At 36.9% G+C, this 18,596-nt stretch carries 16 protein-coding genes; 12 read left to right on the top strand and 4 right to left on the bottom strand.

Going from position 1 to position 18,596, the window contains the following annotated elements:
• Positions 1-23: 23 nt before the first annotated feature.
• On the top strand, positions 24-407 hold the full coding sequence (locus J0M15_05875) for a nucleotidyltransferase substrate binding protein (protein MBN8536561.1): 384 nt from the start codon (positions 24-26) through the stop codon (positions 405-407).
• Positions 397-735, top strand: a complete 339-nt coding sequence (locus J0M15_05870; GenBank protein ID MBN8536560.1) for a nucleotidyltransferase domain-containing protein — start codon at positions 397-399, stop codon at positions 733-735. The genes J0M15_05875 and J0M15_05870 overlap by 11 nt, the downstream gene beginning before the upstream one ends.
• Here the strand turns inward: J0M15_05870 and cdd are convergent.
• A complete protein-coding gene (gene cdd, locus J0M15_05865; protein MBN8536559.1) occupies positions 732-1,169 on the bottom strand; it encodes a cytidine deaminase in 438 nt (145 codons plus the stop codon). The genes J0M15_05870 and cdd overlap by 4 nt on opposite strands.
• Before the next feature lie 217 nt (positions 1,170-1,386).
• On the opposite strand from cdd, the gene J0M15_05860 reads away from it, so the two are divergent.
• The gene (locus J0M15_05860) at positions 1,387-2,937 is read left to right on the top strand and encodes a methionine--tRNA ligase (protein ID MBN8536558.1); all 1,551 of its coding nucleotides are present in this window, start codon (positions 1,387-1,389) and stop codon (positions 2,935-2,937) included.
• 71 nt (positions 2,938-3,008) lie between these two features.
• On the opposite strand, the gene J0M15_05855 is transcribed toward J0M15_05860, so the two are convergent.
• A complete protein-coding gene (locus J0M15_05855) occupies positions 3,009-3,422 on the bottom strand; it encodes a hypothetical protein (GenBank protein ID MBN8536557.1) in 414 nt (137 codons plus the stop codon).
• 895 nt (positions 3,423-4,317) lie between these two features.
• Here J0M15_05855 and J0M15_05850 point away from each other — a divergent pair.
• Entirely contained in the window at positions 4,318-5,196 is an 879-nt protein-coding gene (locus J0M15_05850; protein MBN8536556.1) for a hypothetical protein, read from the top strand.
• 33 nt (positions 5,197-5,229) lie between these two features.
• Entirely contained in the window at positions 5,230-6,393 is a 1,164-nt protein-coding gene (locus J0M15_05845) for a hypothetical protein (GenBank protein MBN8536555.1), read from the top strand.
• 27 nt (positions 6,394-6,420) lie between these two features.
• On the opposite strand, the gene J0M15_05840 is transcribed toward J0M15_05845, so the two are convergent.
• A complete protein-coding gene (locus J0M15_05840) occupies positions 6,421-7,554 on the bottom strand; it encodes an ATP-binding protein (protein MBN8536554.1) in 1,134 nt (377 codons plus the stop codon).
• A 318-nt stretch (positions 7,555-7,872) separates the two neighbouring features.
• Between J0M15_05840 and J0M15_05835 the strand changes: the two genes are divergently transcribed.
• The 7 genes from J0M15_05835 (at position 7,873) to J0M15_05805 (ending at position 15,811) form a co-directional block, all read left to right on the top strand.
• On the top strand, positions 7,873-8,169 hold the full coding sequence (locus J0M15_05835) for a type II toxin-antitoxin system RelE/ParE family toxin (GenBank protein MBN8536553.1): 297 nt from the start codon (positions 7,873-7,875) through the stop codon (positions 8,167-8,169).
• A gap of 9 nt (positions 8,170-8,178) precedes the next feature.
• A complete protein-coding gene (locus J0M15_05830; GenBank protein ID MBN8536552.1) occupies positions 8,179-8,487 on the top strand; it encodes a HigA family addiction module antidote protein in 309 nt (102 codons plus the stop codon).
• 90 nt (positions 8,488-8,577) lie between these two features.
• The gene (locus J0M15_05825) at positions 8,578-9,924 is read left to right on the top strand and encodes an OFA family MFS transporter (protein ID MBN8536551.1); all 1,347 of its coding nucleotides are present in this window, start codon (positions 8,578-8,580) and stop codon (positions 9,922-9,924) included.
• 7 nt (positions 9,925-9,931) lie between these two features.
• Positions 9,932-10,039 carry an oxalate:formate antiporter gene (locus J0M15_05820; GenBank protein ID MBN8536550.1) on the top strand — a complete coding sequence of 36 codons (108 nt, stop codon included), beginning with the start codon at positions 9,932-9,934 and terminating at the stop codon, positions 10,037-10,039.
• Positions 10,040-10,062: 23 nt separating this feature from the next.
• On the top strand, positions 10,063-12,132 hold the full coding sequence (gene uvrB, locus J0M15_05815; GenBank protein ID MBN8536549.1) for an excinuclease ABC subunit UvrB: 2,070 nt from the start codon (positions 10,063-10,065) through the stop codon (positions 12,130-12,132).
• 8 nt (positions 12,133-12,140) lie between these two features.
• Positions 12,141-14,015, top strand: coding sequence for an excinuclease ABC subunit UvrC (uvrC, locus tag J0M15_05810; GenBank protein MBN8536548.1), 1,875 nt, complete (start codon positions 12,141-12,143; stop codon positions 14,013-14,015).
• Positions 14,012-15,811, top strand: coding sequence for an ABC-F family ATP-binding cassette domain-containing protein (locus J0M15_05805; protein ID MBN8536547.1), 1,800 nt, complete (start codon positions 14,012-14,014; stop codon positions 15,809-15,811). The genes uvrC and J0M15_05805 overlap by 4 nt, the downstream gene beginning before the upstream one ends.
• Positions 15,812-15,815: 4 nt before the next feature.
• On the opposite strand, the gene J0M15_05800 is transcribed toward J0M15_05805, so the two are convergent.
• Positions 15,816-18,488 carry a trypsin-like peptidase domain-containing protein gene (locus J0M15_05800; protein MBN8536546.1) on the bottom strand — a complete coding sequence of 891 codons (2,673 nt, stop codon included), beginning with the start codon at positions 18,486-18,488 and terminating at the stop codon, positions 15,816-15,818.
• Positions 18,489-18,596: the final 108 nt, after the last annotated feature.

The following is an 18,596-nucleotide window of genomic DNA, read 5'->3' as shown; positions in this document are numbered from 1 at the left end:
TTTTATGAAGAAGGATTGATTAAATGAAATTATCTTTAAATCCCTCAAAAGAGGCACTCGCTCATCTAGAATTGGCCTTAAGTATAAAAAAACCGTCGGATTTGGAAAGAGATGGGACAATTCAAAGGTTTGAATATTGTTATGAATTAATGTGGAAATTAGCTCAACGTACATTGAAAAACTATGAAGTCGAAGCGGAGTCTCCCAAAGCCACTTTTAGAGAGATGGGACGGTTGGGTTGGATCTCAAGTGTGGAAGCTTGGTTAGAGTTTCAAAAATCAAGGAATGAAACCAGTCATGAGTACGGTGAAAAACTGGCGAAAAAAAGTTATGAACTGGCAAAGGTATTCTTACCCTTAGCTAAAGAATTGTTTTCAATCTTGCAAAAAAAAATAAATGAAAACTAATTTTGGTTTATCTCCCAATGCTGAAGCGGAACTTAAGGAAATCTTAAAAGATTCCATGAAATTCAAAAAAACATTTAGTATCTTCGTATTTGGGTCCCGAGCGAGTGGGAAGCATAAAAAATATTCTGATATCGATCTTTGGATTGACTGCGAGCCTGAGTTGGATTCAAGAGAACTTAATTTACTCAGGGAAAGGTGTGAGGAATCTAATCTGCCAATAAAGGTTGATATTCTGACAGCCAAGACTTGTTTGAAAGATTATGAAGCTTCGATAACGCAGGAAAAAAGAATTTGGTTTAAAGATAGCGAGTCAAATGGCAGAAATTAGAGAAAATTTTTCCCAAAGGCCTCAGGCAATAACTTTGCAAAAGTCATTTTCTTAAATTCCTTATTTTTATTTCCAAAGTAGATAATGGTTTTTGGATCACAGAACTCTGCCATGATCTGTCGGCAAAACCCACAAGGTGGCCATTTGTCTTTAGTCGATGAAACAACCATCAAGGTTTTAATGGGAAGTTTCATGCCCTCAGAAACCCCCTTCCAGATAGCCACCCGTTCAGCACAAACCGTTCCTCCATAGGAAGAGTTTTCTATATTGCAACCTGAAAAGACATTTCCAGTAGCATCTTCGAGGGCAGAACCAATAAAATATCCAGAGTAGGGGGCGTAGGCACTTTTTTGAGCTGAATAGGCCGCGAGTTTAAGTCTATTTAAAGCAGAGGTTGAAGATGGTTTTGCCGGGATGATTTTGGGATTTTTCATAAAGTTAGGATTACCTCTGATTTTCATAATTAGTCAAAGACAAAGCCTGCCTGTGTTCTGATCAAAAATAGCCTGTCATTATTTTCAACATATTTTTTATACATCGCAATTGAGAGACCAGTCAGCAATCTTGCATTATGCTTTGACCCCTAAAGCGAAGGTCTGTAGATTCATCATGATAAATTCTTAAGATCTTTACATGTAACAAGGAATCGGAATGAAGCAGAAATTCTTTATCACCACAGCAATTGACTATCCCAATGGAGCTCCTCATTTAGGGCATGCCTATGAAAAAGTTGTTTCAGACTGCTATGCTCGTTGGTACCGATTGATGGGAAATGACGTTTTCTTTTTGACGGGAACTGATGAAAATGGACAGAAGTTAAGCAAAGCGGCCGAGCAAGCGGGGGCTTCCTCTACCCAAAATTATGTGGACGAGAATGTCCTGAAATTTAGGAAGTTGTGTGCAGATTTAAAAATTTCAAATAATGATTTTATTAGAACCACTGAACCAAGGCATTATCAAATTGTCGCTTGGTTTTGGGAAAAATTAAAAGCCAATGGGGATATTTATTTAGATCGCTATAGTGGTCATTACTGTCTTGCCTGCGAAGCTTTTTATACAGAGACCCAATCCAAAAATGGGAAGTGCCCAGTTCACGAGACCGATCTTCAGTTTATGGAAGAAAATGGTTATTTTTTTCGCCTTTCTAAATACCAAGATTGGATCACTGAATATATTAAAAATAATCCAGAGTTCTTGTTTCCTTCGAATATTCGGAGTGAATTATTGAGCCGTCTCGATGGCGACAAGCTCTTGGATCTTTCTATTTCTCGACCCAATCAAGGATGGGGAATCCCCGTTCCTGGTGACAAAGACATGGTAGTTTACACTTGGTTTGATGCTCTTATAAATTATTATACGGGTGCTGTTATAGATGTGAACTCTCAAGATATTTCAGCTCAAAAAAATTGGCCAGCCAGCATGCACGTCATAGGAAAAGATATTTCATGGTTTCATTCGGTGATTTGGCCATCCATGTTGAAATCGGCCGGTCTTGAAATTCCTAAGCAGGTTTATGTTCATGGCATGGTCTTGGGTTCCGATGGCAAACGTATGTCCAAGACGGCAGGGAATGGGGTTTCTCCCGAAGAGTGTTTAGAACAATTTCATATTGATTCTTTAAAGTATTATTTATTAAAAGCCATTCCATCAGGACAGGATGGAGCTTTCTCGACAGATGAAGTGATCAGGGCTCATAACAATGAGCTAGCCAATGAATATGGCAACTTATTAATGAGGGTTGTAAAGCTTTCCTTGCGAAGTCTAGGCTCCATAGTGAAACCTAGCGATGTTCAATCCCCCGAGACTCAATCCAAAGAATCTGTGAATCTCAGCGGTGCTGTGGATTTTAAATTGGACTTTTACGCCAAAGTCAAAGAAGAGATGCAAGAGCGAGAACATCACCGAGCACTGAATACCATTTGGTCAGGAGTCAGGCAGTTGAATTCGTACATCAACCAAAAAGAGCCATGGAAAATGAAAGATGACCCGCAAGGTGTTCAACGTGTGATGTACACGGCCTTGTTAAATTTAAACTTTATCACGGTATTGTTGACGGCCTTTATTCCTGACTCTGCCGAAAGTGCGAGAAAATTATTAGGAGCTCAAATGGATAAAGAAGAGTCCTTAAATTTTGTGATGAAAGAATTTCATTTGAGTGATGGGACTCCCTTATTTCCTAGAATAGAAACCAAAAAAACTTAATGCAAATTGTTTGCGAGAATTTTTTTAGTTATTTTCATAAAATTTTATTTTTCTGATTTTTTGGCTGACATTTATAATGGAGATTTGTAGCAACACTTTTTTCGAATTTTAACTTCCTTAACCTTCTCTAATTTATCGTCGGGAACAAAAATTAATTGCCATGATTCTTTATTTGTTGCGGGCTCTGTAATTTTATAAGCGTAAATGGTGTCGCTGAAAAAATAGCTGTTGGGTGTACCCATAATTTTACGAACTGCGAGCATATCTGTGCCCACATATACTTTTCTTTTGATTGCATCTGTTGCCATGGGGCCCCTGTCTTTTTCTGAAGCATTTCTAAACTTCTCACCTACGAATGTTGAAATTCCCCATTTCTTTTGAGCCTCGCTGACCGTTAAAAAGTCAGATCCCCAAAATGTGTCGCCGAAACAGGTGCAGTACAATAGAGTTGTATAGATAAAAAAACTAAAGATTATTTTTTTCATTTTGGCTCCTCGGGAATGGTCAAACTTGGGTTAATCACATTAAGTTGTTTTTTTCTTAATGCGTCTAAGCCTTTTTGTTCCAGATTTTCAATATTGAATTTGTTCTCATTTATTAGATTTTGGGCAGCCTCTATCCCTGATCGATTATTCGAATTGTCCATGATTCTTTCATTATCTGGTTGAAGTCTGTTATCTTCATGTGTAGTTACACCGCATTTTAAATGTAGAACAATTGTATAACACAGAAGGGCAGTTAAAAATACAAAACCTTCGTTCAGAACACTTCTGACGCTTAAAGCCTTTTAATATCTCGAAATGTTTTTAATCTTTGTCCCAGAAAAACAAATTCATAGTGACCGCAATATCCACTATAGCGATCGCCCACATTAGCTTTAAATTTTCTTTGCCAAGTGTATCCAGATACGGAGGTCATAGGTTCAGGATAAGTTCGCTTTTGCCAAGAGCCTCCAATCTGACAGCGATACCCAGAGACTGAAAAAACCTTTGATCCTCATGGAAGACTTTGCTTTTAATAGGTTACTTCGAGAGAGGCAGTAGTGGAATTTTGGCCAGCACCATACTGATTCGATGGGGTCGTACTTACTGAAGGTTTTTTGTTTCCTAGAAGTTCCAAGATTTGAGCTGCTGGAATGAGATTTAACCAGATGAGAAGGAATACCATTTTTATATTCAAAAAAATTTCGTAAAAAAACAATCGTTTCTTTGCTCACCATTTCAATAAATCTCCAACTTTCTACCTCCAACTTTTTGCATTTATCTATGCGAGTATAGAGTCAAAAATAATACTTCATTTAGGGGTTTTTGCCAGTAAAGTAAAAACAGTATTTTGGAATGAATTATTTTCCTATGAAAATAGGTTAGAAAAGATAATATTTTGACAGGGATTCAAGGTATCAGGTACTCATTTTCTATGAAAGCCTTTGTTTTAGTTTTCTTGTTAATTAAATATTTTACTGTTGAAGCGCAAGTAATTACCCGTAAGTACGTTGAGGGTAACACTTTAAGTTATCGAATTTCGAACACTCAAGAAATAAATGCTCATTCCATTTTTGAATATCAGGGAGTGGCAACCATTGAAGTAAAGTCAAATGTTGAAAAGTGGAAATGGTCCGAAATATCAATGAATCATAATCCTTTTCCGTTGCCCCCAGATTATGTTCAGATTTTAAGTCTAGATTCATCTTTTTCAATGGAAGTTCCACCCGCCAATATGAGAATAGGTCCTTTGTTAGATACTCTGAACTTTTATGCAAACGCAATGATTGCATTTAAACAAATCAATCTAAGAATGCCGGGGGATAAAAGTTTTGTTTCTGAGGAAGGAAAAGCCAACTCATGGACCAATAGGGAACGAAATGTACTTTTTGGCCAAGATTGTTTAGATTTTGAATTGGAACTTGCGGAACTAAGTGTTGAGTCCGCTATTTTCATAGTTAATAATATTCCACCCAAAAAAGGCTGCAAGGTTGACTTTCCACTTGGTTGGAACTGGTTGGAGATGAATTCAGATGATCAGAAAAATAATTTCTTTCAAGTTGAATTGCAACCTAACGGTAAATATCAGGCTTTAGCAGGGGTTGAGGTTGTTAAAACAGTACTACATATTGACCGGCAAACAGGAAAAATTAATTTAGCAACGATGGAAAATCCTGTACATGCAGTGATGTGGGAATGTGGTTTATCAGGAACCAACTGCAATTCAGGAACTCCACTCAACATACTTCGAAAAACAAGGTTAGAAGCTATTAAATGATTGTCGTAAGCTCGTAACACTCGGAAGGTAAAATTGAGTCTCAATAAAAAAATCGCAATATTTTTTTTCTTTATTTTGATTTCGCTTGGGGCTATCGCCGACTCTATTTTAACTGGGCCTGATAGGTTAGTGGTTGACATCAATGCCGAGTTTTCCTATCAGAATTTCGACATAAAAAGATTCTGTCGCCAATTCTGGGAACCAAACTCTTTATCGATTTGTCACCAGTTGCCTTGGTATTATGCTTTTGGAAATTCAATAAAAATCAATTCAAAATTTCAGGTCAGTAATGGTCCTTCTGGTTTTTTTGATTTTCTAAATTTGGCTTATATTTGCAGCTCTAACAATTGTAGAATAGGCCTAGATCTCCAGCCGGTATGGTCTCAATTTTCAAACGAATGGAGTAAGTCCTCGATTTACTCAGGAAGATTGATTGCAGCCCAACCGCTAACTACGGATATGCGAGCTTTTTATTCTAAAAAAATGCAGGACTGGTTCGAAAAGATTACTTTTCTTTTTTCTATTAAGAAGGAAAAAACTCAAGACGTGTATTTTTTAAACGATCTTAAAACTGCAAAGAATGTTGGTTTTCAATTTAATCCAATCGTATCAGGCGGTTCACGAGGCAATTATCTTGTGTTTGTTGGTCAAAACCTTCCACCGTCTTATTTGTTACACGAGTTGGTACATTCTTATACCTCCTACCCCGGAGAGTGGTGGAAAGGTCATGGGCATTTTCCCCATGCCATCCTTAACGAAGGATTGGCTGTATGGGTTCAGCTTCAAGAGGTTTGGCATGATGGTATCCCATTTGAAAAAGTAGGAACTCTGTTTTGTCATGATCTTCAGATTGCAAGTAAAAACCTAAATGGAAATATTCTTCGCCTCTTCGATAATAATCTATTTCGAACTTTTGATAAAGATGGCTATCATCCAAGTTATCTTGTTGGAGCAAGTGTGATACATTCGTTAATTAGCCGCATTCAAATCTCTGGTCTTAAAACATTATGGAACAGAATTGGCCACATTCACGATCCAGAGGTTGCAGCACTAGCGCTCAGTGAAGTTGTCAGTCAAAGAGAGCTTTTAGACGAAATGAATATATATTTCCAAAATCTGGCTTCAGATATTCAAAAAAACACAAATCACACTTGCCTGATTGAAGGTACAAAAAATCAACTAATCCAGTTTGAATAGACATTTATTTTCAATGAAAGAATGGGTTTATGATTCGATAAAATGTTGGATCAAATAAAGTGGAAGAGTTAAAAGTGAGTATTCTAAGTTCCCTTTTTCCATTTGATAGCTTACCTTTTCAATGGTTCCTTTAGATAAATTAAAGCGAATAGCTTTTTTCTTTTTATAGGGAATATCCTTCATCCATTGATGAAGAGATCTAATTTTTCCAGCAGCTCCAGCTTTGACTTCAATGGCTAGGATGTTATTTTCTTTTTCAATTATAAAATCAATTTCTGCATTTTTTTCTTTTCCTTCGCGCAACCAGTAATTAAGTTTGGGTTCCATATAGGGTTGATTTCGATATAATAAATGCTGCCCTACAAACTGCTCTGCAATTAAGCCTTCTGTAATTATTTCTTGTTCGTTAAAGTTTTTAAAATTTTTCAAAATTAAGCCGTGCAGCTGATTCATCAGGCCAACATCGAGAGCTAAAATTTTAAAAATAGAGTCATCTTCACTTACTTCTAGTGGAAGTCCAGAACAGTTGGAATGCAGTACTTTGGCTATTACTTTTGCCTGAGCTAAAAGGTGTAAATTGAATTTTACATTCCTCGTCAGATCGTCTTTTGAGATATTGGAATATTTAATTTTTTGACATGGATTAAGAAATGAATAACGAAATACTTTTTGAATCTTATCAAGGTGAGTTTTTTTTGCATATTTAACAAAATCATTCTGGCAGGTTTGAAGGATTTGCGCATGGATTGGAGCAACGGAATCAACCCCATTTTCAATATAATTGGCTACGGCTTCTGGCATACCACCAATAAATAAAAATTCACGAATTAATTCTAGTCCTTTTTTATGAAAATCATCAGAGATTTTATCTAACTGATTAAAGCTAATTTTCGATAGTTTTTCTAAAAAATAAGTTTCTTTCTTTGCTATTAAAAACTCATTAAAATTCATCGGCCCCATATGCAAAAATTCAATTCGCCCAACAGGCATCGAGTAACTATGATCATTTAGCATAAACTCGAGCAGAGACCCAGCTGCAATAACAGGTAACTCTGGAATTTCTTCATAAAAATATCTTAAGCAGGGCAGGGCTGCGGGGGTTGCTTGGATTTCGTCTAAAAAAAGTAGTTTCTGTTTTGATTTACTTAATTGTAAATTCAAAATATCTTCAATAACATCGATAATTTTTGTGGGATTATTTAATGCAAATAGAAAGAATCAAAGGCTTACGACTTATAGTTTTATTGAACCATGCGTGAATGTATTCTTCCTGCTGTCTGAACAAAAAAGCCCCCTTTTTTGTACAATAATTGTCTAAAAAAGGGGGCTTTTCAAGACATTTTTTGTTAAAAGTGCGATTATAGTCAAGGCGGCTGCCTCGTGATGATTTCGTCATGGCCGGCATCGACTGTCGCAAGATTTATCTTTACTACATTACCGTAATATAGTATATTTCAAGGAGGTTTAAAGGATGGCCACATGATTAGGGACTTTGGCAACAAGATCGCCTCTGACCTTTACCACAATGGAACTTGTAAGGGATTGCCCAAGCAGTATTGGCAACGTGCTATTCATTTGCTTGAGGTTATGGAGGCCGTTGAGAATTTTGAAGAGCTAAAGATGAATGGCTTCCCACCGAGTGTCCGACTTCACCCGCTTTTAGGTAAACGTAAAGGGCAATGGGCGATAGACATTCATAAAACCTCAGGATGGAGAATTACTTTTAGATTTGAACAAAATGAATTCTTTGATGTTAGAGTTGAAGATTATCATTAGGAGGAACTGATGGAGAAATACCCTAAAAAACGATCCACAAGAAAGCCCTCTCATCCTGGAGAGATTCTAAAAAGTCTGTGGCTGGATGAGCTGGGCTATAGTCAGTCTTATTTTGCAGAACTTCTGGTTGAAGCATCGGGCGGATTGTCAAAGAAGTCTACGTTGCAAACGAAACTCAATGAGGTCATAGGCGGTAAAAGAGCCATGAGTGCTGAATTTGCTGTTCTTATTAGTAAAGTGCTTAAGAGCAGTCCTAAAATGTGGATGAACCTACAGATTCAGCTTGATATTTGGGAAGCTGAAGAAAAGGCAGCATAAAAAATTTTTCTATATTGTCAGATGATTTTGTGTTAAGAGGTCGGGTGAATTGCTTTCTATCTCTTAAACCTCTATTCAAGGATCTTGTTCATGTGGTCTTATTTTGAAAAAGAAAAAACTGTGGCTCCAGATAATTTCAATCGATGGTTGATTCCTCCAGCGGCTTTGGCCATTCATCTATCGATCGGCCAAGCCTATTCCTTCAGCGTCTTTAATATTCCCTTGACTCAATTAATTGGCGTTGATCATGCCGATGCTGCTGATTGGAAACTTTCGACGGTAACTTGGATTTTTTCCCTGGCCTTTGTGATGCTGGGTTTGTCGGCGGCTGTATTTGGTAAATGGTTGGAAGAGGTTGGTCCTCGAAAAGCCATGTTTCTTTCCACACTTTGTTTTTCTGGAGGATTTTTTCTTTCCTCCATTGGAATTTATTTTCATCAGATTATGTTGGTTTACTTGGGATATGGAATTCTGGGTGGTATCGGGTTGGGCCTTGGTTATATTTCCCCGGTATCCACATTGATGAAGTGGTTCCCTGACAGGCCAGGAATGGCAACGGGACTAGCGATTATGGGTTTTGGTGGAGGAGCTATGATTGGTTCTCCCTTAGCTATCACGTTAATGAATCATTTTAAAACGGCATCCTCCAATGGTGTTCTTTCTACCTTTGTTGCCATGGGTGCGATTTACCTTGTAATGATGTCTTTTGGTGTGGTGAATATTAAAATTCCTAAGTCGGCGTTGCTTAAGCCTGTCGTCAATAAGTCCTCTCTCAACGAAAATAAAATGGATACAGCCAAGGGTGTTTTGAATGTGAGTGTTGAAAAAGCAATTCGTACGAAACAATTTTGGTTGCTGTGGGTGGTATTGTGTACCAATGTTACGGCGGGTATTGCTCTTCTTTCCCAGGCGTCGCCCTTGATACAGGAAATGTTTGGTGGGTTGGTGACTCCTGCGGCCGCCGGCGGTTTTGTAGGGCTTTTGAGCATTTTCAATTTAAGTGGAAGGTTTTTGTGGTCGACATTTTCTGATCGTTTAGGAAGAAGATTAACCTACGCTATTTATTTTGGATTAGGTTTATTGTTATACGCTTTGATACCCACACTAGGAAAAAATCATCAATTGATGTTGTTTGTGATCACTTGCTGTTTGATATTGAGCATGTATGGTGGGGGCTTTGCCACGATCCCTGCCTATCTGAAGGATATTTTTGGGCTCTATAACGTAGGAGCCATCCATGGAAGATTACTTACAGCTTGGTCAACAGCCGGAATCTTGGGGCCTGTTTTAATCACTTATATCAAGGAAAGACAGTTGGCCCAAGGGGTGCCTCTAGCTGAAAGTTATTCTTTTACATTGTATGTGATGTTGATAGTGCTATTGATTGGTTTTATTGCCAACATGTTAGTGAAACCACTGACTGAGAATCAAAAATAAGGAGTTAATGATGTCTGAAAAAACACAACTGGTTTATTCCTGGCTTTTTGTTTTAATACCTCTAGGTTGGGGTATTTATCAGGTGGTTCTTAAATCCCTTGCACTTTTTCAATAAACCTCTAAATTTTAATTTAGAGAATGAGCCTGAATAAAAAGTATAAAAAAAATTTCAAATTAATTTCTTCGTTTAAGCCTGCCGGGGATCAGCCCAAGGCTATTGAACAAATGATCGAGCACTTTAAGAAGGGCATTCAACATCAAACCTTTTTAGGAGTTACAGGAAGTGGTAAGACCTTTGCCATGGCCCATGTGATCGAACAATTAAATGAGCCAGCTCTCATTCTCGCTCCAAATAAAACATTGGCAGCTCAGCTCTACAGCGAGTTTAAAGAACTTTTTCCTGAAAATGCAGTAGAATATTTTGTCAGCTACTATGATTATTACCAACCAGAGGCCTATTTACCTTCGACCGACACCTATATTGAAAAAGATTCGGCAATCAACGACCAAATTGATCGGATGCGACACTCAGCAACCAGGTCATTGTTTGATCGCAGGGACGTCATTATCGTGAGCTCTGTTTCTTGTATTTATGGCCTCGGCAGTCCTGAAGCCTATGAAAATTTGATGGTCCATGTGGTAAGTAACTCCGCACTGAAACGAGATGATTTTTTAAAAGAGTTGATACGCATTCAATACCAACGAAATAATATTGATTTTCATCGAGGCACCATTCGTGTGCGAGGAGATATTGTCGAAGTTTTTCCAACTTATGAAGATGTGCGGGCTTTGCGAATTGAATTTTTTGGAGACTACGTCGAAAAAATTTCTTGGGTAGATCCCCTCACAGGAAAAATCTTAGAAGAGTTAGACCAAATTGGAATTTATCCTGGAAGTCATCACGCAACTAGTGAGGAAAATTTAAAGAAGGCCATTGTGAGAATTCAAGACGAGCTCAGGGAGCGTCTTCAGGAATTAAAGTCACAACTCAAACCTCTTGAAGCTCAACGACTGGAACAGCGAACCTACTATGATATTGAAATGATCGAACACATGGGTTTTTGTTCTGGAATTGAAAACTACTCGCGACACCTTACTGGCAGGGGAGCTGGCGAACCGCCGCCGACCTTGATTGAGTATTTTCCAAATAACTTTATCACCTTTATCGATGAATCTCATGTCACCGTTCCTCAAATTGGTGGAATGTACCGAGGCGATAGACAAAGAAAATTAACATTGGTGGAGCATGGATTTCGGTTGCCATCAGCACTAGATAATCGTCCTTTAAATTTTAGCGAATTTGAAAAGACAATGGATAAAGTGGTTTATGTTTCGGCGACCCCCTCTCATTATGAATTGGAAAAATCCCAAGGAATTATTATTGAGCAGATAATCCGTCCTACAGGATTGGTGGATCCAGAAATTGAAGTGCGTCCTGTGCGTTTTCAGGTCGATGATATATTAAAAGAAATTAAAATCAGGGTGGCAAAGAAAGAGAGAGTTTTAATCACGACTTTGACCAAGCGATCTGCTGAAGATCTAACTGAATACTATGAATCGGTAGGTGTTAAGGTCAAGTACCTACATAGTGAAATCAAAACCATCGAGCGTACGGAAATTCTAAGGGATTTAAGATTAGGAGTTTTTGATGTTCTTATAGGGATCAATTTATTACGTGAAGGATTGGATATTCCTGAAGTCAGTTTAGTCGCCATTACGGATGCAGACAAAGAAGGATTCTTACGTTCAGAAAGATCCTTGATTCAAACCATCGGAAGAGCAGCGAGAAATGCCGAGGGTCGAGTCTTACTTTATGCAGATAGAATGACAGATTCAATGAAGAAGGCCATGGCGGAAACCCAAAGAAGAAGAATGATCCAACAAAAATACAATCAAACCCATGGGATCACCCCGGAAACAATTAAGAAAAAAATCAGAGAAGGACTTGGAAATCTTTTTGACGGGTCCTTGGGAACTTATGATTTAATGAGTGAAAATAAAAAAGCAGAAATACTTAAGCAAAAGCCAAATGAATTACAAAAGAACTTAGAAAAATTAAAACAAAAAATGAAAAAATTAGCTCAAAATCTTGAGTTTGAAGAGGCTGCAAAAATTCGTGACGAAATAAAACGGATAGAGATTCTAGATCTCAATCAACGAGAATCACTGAGTCTTAATGATTTGGGCCGTACAGATGAGTCGAGCTGATAAATCTTATGAGTGAAATTTTTGATGAAATCAAAGAAAAAGTAAAAGATTTTCCCACTCAAAGTGGTGTTTACTTAATGAAAAATGAAGTAGATAAGGTGATCTACGTTGGTAAGGCCAAAATTCTTAGAAACCGAGTACGAAGTTATTTTCAAAATCTGGATCATTCAGGAAAAACGAAAATTTTAATTCAAAACATCAGGGCTGTTGAGTACATTATCACAAAAACCGAAGTGGAGGCGTTTTTACTGGAAGCCTCTTTAATTAAAAAATACAAACCTAAATATAATATTCGGTTACGAGATGACAAGAGTTATCCCTACATTCGTCTTTCTTGGAAAGAGAATTACCCCCGTTTGTTATTAAGTCGTAAAGTCAAAAAAGATTCCAGTATTTACTTTGGACCTTATACCAGCGGTTACGCAGTGAGTGGTACCATTCGATTTTTAAATCGTACGTTTAAAATCAGAGATTGTTCAGATAGCATGTTTAAAAGTCGAAAACGGCCTTGTCTAACCTATCAAATCGGACGGTGTTCAGCACCCTGTGTGGGTTATATTTCTGAGTCAGAGTACCGGCAAGAAATCGAAGGAGCTTTGTTGTTTTTGAAAGGGCAAAATAGAAAAGTCATAAAAGCTTTAACAGAAAAAATGATGAGCCTGGCCGACGAAGAAAAATTTGAACCAGCGGCGAAGTTAAGGGATTCTATAAAGGCAATGAAAAGCGTTTTAGAAAAGCAATCGGTTATCAATGCCCAGTCGGATAGGGACCAAGATGTGATCACCTATCACGGCGATGAGCGAGGTTGTGTGGTGGAAACATTACATATCCGACAGGGAAATATTATTGGCAATAGATCTCATTTCTTAACCCTCAACCCAGAAGATCCCAATGAAGACGAGAGGGAGTGGTTTGTCTCTTTTATCAATCAATATTATGATGAAAATATCATTCCAGATATTGTTCTTGTAGGTTCTGATTTTGGAACGGATTTAATGGTCCTCTTGGCTAAAGTATTAGAAACCAGAGCGGACAGAGTCATCAAGGTTCGCTTTCCCACGGATGAAAAGGGCCGTCAGTTGATGGAAATGTGTTCAGCAAATGCTAAATCTCATTTTGAAAAGGAAATTCAAAAAAATGAAGAAAAATATTTGGGTCTGGATGAAATTAAGGAAAAGTTGGGTTTAGTTTCTCGGCCTCAACGCATAGAATGTTATGATATTTCAAATTTTCAAGGAAGTGAGAATGTAGCTTCCCAAGTAGTTTTTGAAGAGGGAACACCCTCAAAGGAAAACTACCGACGTTTTAAAATAAAAACCGTGGAAGGGCAAAATGATTTTGCCTCTATGTACGAAGTGATTTCCCGTCGCTTTCAACATACCGAGTGGGAAGACCCTCAATTGATTGTCGTGGACGGAGGGAAGGGGCAGCTGTCCCAGGCTGTCAAAATTTTACAAGAGCTAAATAAAAAACATATTCCAGTGGTGGGTTTAGCCAAGGCCAGAACCGATTCGGATTTCAGAGCGGAAAATTTAACCCAATCAGAAGAGCGAGTCTTTATTCCTGGAAGACAAAATCCTGTGAGTTTTAGAAAAAACTCAGAAGGTTTAAATATTTTGATTAATATCAGGGATGAAGCACATCGGTTTGCTATCACTTTTCATCGTAAATTAAGAGAAGAAAAAACCTTAGAAAGTGAACTCGATTTTGTAGTTGGCTTGGGGGAAAAAAGAAAAAAAATCTTGCTCACTCATTTTGATTCCATCGAAGATCTAAGGATAGCTTCGGCTGAGGAGATAGCTCGGCTTAAAGGTTTTAGCAAAATATTGGCAGAGCGAATTCTTTTGCAATTAAATGAAGACGACGATATAGGAGAATCATGAGCTTACTTGTCTCTTGTCAAAATTTATCTCACTCTTTTGGAGGCCGAACTCTTTTTGAAAATATTAGTTTTGGAATTAATGAAAATGATAAGATTGGTTTGATCGGTCCTAATGGAGTGGGCAAGTCAACCTTGCTTAAAATTATATTAAAAAGAATTAAGCCTGATAAAGGAGAGATCGTTCATAAGACGGGAATCTCCTTTGGTTTTTTGGAACAACAGCCTGAATTCGATGAAAGTAAATCTTGGCTTGATAACATTCTTCAAGTGACCGATGACTATGCCCATGCTTTCGAGTGGATAGCTAAATTAAGCTTGTCAGATGTAGATCCTGAACGAAAGTTTTCTGAGTTTTCAGGAGGGATGCAAAAGAGGATGGCCTTAGCTAGAGAGTTAGCCAAAAATCCTGATTTTTTATTCCTCGATGAGCCCACAAATCATTTAGATGTGGATTCTATTCTCTGGTTAGAAGATTTTTTAACTGAACAAAATTTGTCATTTTTAATGATCACCCATGACCGGTTGTTTTTGGAACGAACTTGCACTCAGATTCTTGATCTGGACAAGAAAAACCCCAATTACCTTTTAAACTCTAAAACTGATTTTGCCACTCATTTGGAAAATAAAATCATGTTGTTCGAGCAGCAAAAATCCACTCTTGAAAAGAAGAAAAATACTTTGACCCGCGAAACCGAATGGCTGAGGCGCGGTGCCCAGGCACGTCAGACGAAGCAAAAAGCACGTATCTTGAGTCATGAAGTGCTTTCTGATGAGGTCAAAGATCTAAAAGCCAAAGTGAATATCAAAGATATTAACTTTGATTTCGGTGAACAAAAAGGACCCAAAAAATTAGTTGAATTTACCCATGTTTATTTTTCTTACGGGGAACAAAAAATATGGAATGATTTTAATTTTTTAATTTCCAGTAAATCACGATTAGGCATTATGGGAAAAAATGGTTCAGGGAAAAGTACTTTATTAAAAATGATCATGAAAGAGCTGGTTCCGGATTCGGGAAAACTGAATATTGCCGAAAATATAAATATTTCTTATTTTGAACAATCCAAGGACACCATCAAACACGATATTTCACTATTAAAAAATATTTGTCCCCAAGGAGACTATGTTCATTATCAGGGGGAATATATTTTTGCTAAATCCTATTTGGAAAGATTTGGTTTTTCCTATGAACAAATGGACTTGGTTGCAGAAAAATTATCAGGTGGCGAGAAAAGCAGACTTCGCTTAGCACAGCTGATGTTAACAGAAGCGCAATTGTTGCTCCTTGATGAACCCACAAATGATTTAGATTTAGAAAGCCTTATGGCCCTAGAACAATCACTAGATTCCTTTCCAGGTGGCATTGTATTGGTTTCCCATGACCGGTACTTTATGGATCGTGTTTGTAATCAAATTTTATCCATTGAGGATCAAAAATATGAATTATTCAGTAACTATTTCCAATGGGAAAGCTGGTACTTACAGAATAAACAACTTACAAATAAGGATCAGAACTTTCTAGAATCACCAGAAAAAATAGAAGCGACTGAAAAAGCCAAAGGCCCTCAAAAAAAAGGTTTGAGTTATAAGGAAGAGATTGAGTTTAAAAAAATGGAGTCAGTCATTCAGTCTAAAGAAATGGAATTGCAAAAGACGCAAAAATTAATTAATGATCCAGAGACTCAGTCGGATAGTCAAAAAATTAATGAATACTATTCTAAAATTGGATTTTTAGAAAAAGAAATTGAATCCCTTTATCATCGTTGGTCAGAACTGGAGTCTAAGAGTGTGGTTTAAAAGTCTACTCTGCTTTAAAGGCCTGTGCTTTCATTTCGGTTTTGTAAATATCTTGTTTTTCGGGATCTTTTTCAAGTGTTTGACAAGTGCCATAGGCCTGTTTTCTCCACTGAGAGGGATCTAAACCTAAATCTTTTTTCCAGACCGTTTCTTTAAGGAGCAGTGTTTTGTTGTTTTTATTTTTGTTCTTTAAATCTAGCTCGTTGGCCATACTTCGAATTGATTTTTGAATTAATTGATCCTTAAGGAGCATCACATTGTACTTTAATTCTTCAAAATGAATTCCTGCTGTGCACAGCTCATAATGCCATTGATTGTTCTCATGATGTTTTCTAATAAATTGAACTCCCAAGGCCGTCCACTTTCCGCGATCTTCTGACTTTTCTTGATAGACTCCGGGGATAAATCGAAGGCTCAGGATTTCGGCTTCAGGTCCCAGATTTAAATCATAGTCAAAATTTGTCAGTTTTACTAGAAGTTGATGGTTTGAGGTTTTCGAAAAAGAATAATTTTTAAACGGATCCGCATGATTTAAGAATTGAAGGAATTCTTCATTTTGCAAATCGGAGGTACTATAAAAGTCGACTAAAGGGTATTTTTCACTAAGTTCAAAATGGACAAAATTCTTAACAATTTCATCTTTCATTTTATCGATCGAACCCTCTTGTAATAAGGTCAAGCAATGGGTTGTCGTTGGATTGTTCATACAAAAAAGCTCAATATAGAAAGTATCATAGAAGTCGGCAACGTAATAATCCCAGCTTCGATTATTTTTATCTTGGTAAGTTTTAATCTTTTTTATGTCTGAGGGAAAGTTTTTAATCTTAAAATCAGCTTTTGCTTTGGGTCTTAAAAATGGGAAAAATCTTAATGAAACAATGGCACCTTCGGGACCAATAAAAATATCTTTCATGGTTTTCAAGATTATAGATTCTCGATGATTCATTGGAAAATCAGAAGTTAAATAGAGTATTGAAAAATCTGGACTCGCCATAAAAAATTTAGAAATATCAAAGGATTCCTTTGTGTCTTTCAGGGAAGAATAGACAAGGTAATTTTCTTTTTGAGTATTGGAAATTCGATTTTCAATGAGCATCCCTTTTGTCGCCATTAAGCCCTCACTGTAATAATAGGTCTTATCCTTTTTCCATTCGTTCAAGGTAGTTTCATATCCAAACTGACCACTATGGCCGATCAAACCTAAAGAATTAGGAACTAAAAATTGATTGTTAATTAGTTTAAAAAAACCTCCATTTTCACTTGTCGCTGACGGAATAATGTAAGGTAAGTCTTTGGTTGTTTGATTTTCCCAATCTTGTCCTGGTAAGTTTTCTTTGCGTGTTAAGGTTCCTAATTCAAATATTTTCTTTGTGGCAACATCATGGAATTTGTTAAAATAAAATTGTTGAGAGTCTTTGAAATCAAATGGGACTTCAATTTTGACGATAAAGTTATTTAAAGCTGTTTGAAGTAAGGGTTTTGTTTCTAATTTTTCAAGCAAGGGAAGTCTAAAAATTTTAGCCAAAAACACCTCAATCCCATTGGAACTTCCTTCGGAGGCTTTTGAATCAAAAATAACAGACTTTACATCTCGATTTAGAACGAAATTATTAAAACCATTTCTAAGATCTTTGTAAGATATCCCTACATTATAATTCTCTGCCATATTCTTTCTAGAAACGAGGGCAACCACCTCACCTTTTTCATTTAATAAAGGTCCTCCGCTATTTCCAGGACTGGCAGCAGCAGAAAAACGAATGTATTTAATTGAGGGATCGTTTTGATCTTCAGTCTCGCCAGAAATAATGCCTTCTCTGATCGCTAACCCCTCACCAGCAACATTACCAATAGTAAAGACTTTTTGCCCAATTTCCACATTTTCAGTGAATTTAAAGAAAGGGTTATTGTTAAATCCTTCGATTTCAAGAAACAGATAGTCTTTTACAAAATCAAAACCTAAAATTCTTTTCGGAACAATTTCTCTGTTATCAAAAGTTTTAAGAATGAAATCTTTTTCTATGGACATACCTGGGGGCGGAGAAATACAGTGATGAGCAGTTAATAGAACATTTTTTTCAATTAAAAAGCCGGTACAAAAACCGACGGTTTCTTTAAAATCGGCTTCGGTGAGATCGGCTTCTTTTTTAATTTTCTCTAAAACATCTTTTTTAACTTTTAATTCAAATTTTAAAATTTTATTTTCGGCATGACCCATAAGTGTCTTTGAATCATAGGGCCTTGTTAAATGAAAATAGAAATATACAGAACAAATTACTATCAAAAGAGTAAGAAAAAATGAAACTGTCCAGCGCCAAGATGGTTGAGGCTGAAGGAATTTTAATAAAAATCGAGGAGGAGTTGTGTTTGATTTTTCTAAAAGAGGTTCGTTGATACGTGTTTTTTCATTTCCTAAGTAGGAATCTAAGAAAATCTCAAGCCCATTATTTAAATTCACACAGACAGTGTCACTTAAGACGATCTCTGGTTTCTGACTTTTTGTCTCGTCTCTAAAATTCCAATTTCCATTTTGAAAATAAATGACTCCTTGAAAACGAGAGATGGTGCTAATAGGGATTTGAATATCACAATTAAGTCCACGTCCCACTGTATAGGTTTTGGATATATCTAAAGTTGGATTAGCTATGACTTGATGGTGAAATCTAAAATAAATTTTCATGTTTGCTCCTAAGGAGTGGCTCTAATGACTTATCGTCAGAAATTTAAAAATTTAAAAGATCTGGATGATAAATAGTCATTTAAAACTGTCTAGACGCGGCAAAAACTT

Source organism: Deltaproteobacteria bacterium (assembly GCA_017302835.1).
In the GTDB taxonomy this organism is placed as follows: domain Bacteria; phylum Bdellovibrionota; class Bdellovibrionia; order Bdellovibrionales; family Bdellovibrionaceae; genus UBA2316.
The sequence above is the reverse complement of the archived record's forward strand: the minus strand, read 5'-3'. Positions and strand labels throughout refer to the sequence as shown.

What these genes read in the sequence shown, in the direction of transcription:
- J0M15_05875 (MBN8536561.1), top strand. Translation starts at nt 24, where the DNA reads ATGAAATTATCTTTAAATCCCTCAAAAGAGGCACTCGCTCATCTAGAA.
- J0M15_05870 (MBN8536560.1), top strand. Translation starts at nt 397, where the DNA reads ATGAAAACTAATTTTGGTTTATCTCCCAATGCTGAAGCGGAACTTAAG.
- cdd (MBN8536559.1), bottom strand. Translation starts at nt 1,169, where the DNA reads ATGAAAAATCCCAAAATCATCCCGGCAAAACCATCTTCAACCTCTGCT.
- J0M15_05860 (MBN8536558.1), top strand. Translation starts at nt 1,387, where the DNA reads ATGAAGCAGAAATTCTTTATCACCACAGCAATTGACTATCCCAATGGA.
- J0M15_05855 (MBN8536557.1), bottom strand. Translation starts at nt 3,422, where the DNA reads ATGAAAAAAATAATCTTTAGTTTTTTTATCTATACAACTCTATTGTAC.
- J0M15_05835 (MBN8536553.1), top strand. Translation starts at nt 7,873, where the DNA reads ATGATTAGGGACTTTGGCAACAAGATCGCCTCTGACCTTTACCACAAT.
- J0M15_05830 (MBN8536552.1), top strand. Translation starts at nt 8,179, where the DNA reads ATGGAGAAATACCCTAAAAAACGATCCACAAGAAAGCCCTCTCATCCT.
- J0M15_05825 (MBN8536551.1), top strand. Translation starts at nt 8,578, where the DNA reads ATGTGGTCTTATTTTGAAAAAGAAAAAACTGTGGCTCCAGATAATTTC.
- J0M15_05820 (MBN8536550.1), top strand. Translation starts at nt 9,932, where the DNA reads ATGATGTCTGAAAAAACACAACTGGTTTATTCCTGGCTTTTTGTTTTA.
- uvrB (MBN8536549.1), top strand. Translation starts at nt 10,063, where the DNA reads ATGAGCCTGAATAAAAAGTATAAAAAAAATTTCAAATTAATTTCTTCG.
- uvrC (MBN8536548.1), top strand. Translation starts at nt 12,141, where the DNA reads ATGAGTGAAATTTTTGATGAAATCAAAGAAAAAGTAAAAGATTTTCCC.
- J0M15_05805 (MBN8536547.1), top strand. Translation starts at nt 14,012, where the DNA reads ATGAGCTTACTTGTCTCTTGTCAAAATTTATCTCACTCTTTTGGAGGC.
- J0M15_05800 (MBN8536546.1), bottom strand. Translation starts at nt 18,488, where the DNA reads ATGAAAATTTATTTTAGATTTCACCATCAAGTCATAGCTAATCCAACT.